Raw genomic sequence first — 735 nt, 5'->3', positions numbered from 1 at the left:
GCAAAAGAAGTAGGTAGCTTAACCTTCGGGAGGGCGCTTACCACTTTGTGATTCATGACTGGGGTGAAGTCGTAACAAGGTAACCGTAGGGGAACCTGCGGTTGGATCACCTCCTTACCTTAAAGAACTGTTCTTTGCAGTGCTCACACAGATTGTCTGATGAAAAACGAGCAGTAAAACCTCTACAGGCTTGTAGCTCAGGTGGTTAGAGCGCACCCCTGATAAGGGTGAGGTCGGTGGTTCAAGTCCACTCAGGCCTACCAGATTCGCTCCCGTGCTTTGTTGTGGCAAAGCTCGCATACTTCAGTATGCTTCGCTTCACCACGCCGCGCCCGGAAACGAATCAAAGGTAAGAGGTTCTGACTACACGATGGGGCTATAGCTCAGCTGGGAGAGCGCCTGCTTTGCACGCAGGAGGTCTGCGGTTCGATCCCGCATAGCTCCACCATCTCGTGAGTGTTTACGAAAAAATACTTCAGAGTGTACCTGAAAGGGTTCACTGCGAAGTTTTGCTCTTTAAAAATCTGGATCAAGCTGAAAATTGAAACACAGAACAACGAAAGTTGTTCGTGAGTCTCTCAAATTTTCGCGACACGATGATGAATCGAAAGAAACATCTTCGGGTTGTGAGGTTAAGCGACTAAGCGTACACGGTGGATGCCCTGGCAGTCAGAGGCGATGAAGGGCGTGCTAATCTGCGATAAGCGCCGGTAAGGTGATATGAACCGTTATAAC

Annotated in this window: 2 tRNA genes and 2 rRNA genes; all 4 read left to right on the top strand. The window is 49.4% G+C overall.

The features are described 5' to 3' along the window. Positions 1-117: ribosomal RNA gene (locus J4613_RS22450) — 16S ribosomal RNA — on the top strand; the annotation flags it as partial. Positions 118-186: 69 nt separating this feature from the next. Then, positions 187-263: transfer RNA gene (locus tag J4613_RS22445), tRNA-Ile, on the top strand. Between the two features lie 109 nt (positions 264-372). Continuing rightward, positions 373-448: transfer RNA gene (locus J4613_RS22440), tRNA-Ala, on the top strand. A 182-nt stretch (positions 449-630) separates the two neighbouring features. Then, positions 631-735: ribosomal RNA gene (locus tag J4613_RS22435) — 23S ribosomal RNA — on the top strand; the annotation flags it as partial.

The sequence above is a fragment of the Salmonella sp. 32020114201800008SM genome (genome assembly GCF_017572025.1).
GTDB lineage: Bacteria > Pseudomonadota > Gammaproteobacteria > Enterobacterales > Enterobacteriaceae > Salmonella > Salmonella enterica.
This window is presented reverse-complemented; position numbering and strand designations above follow the sequence as displayed.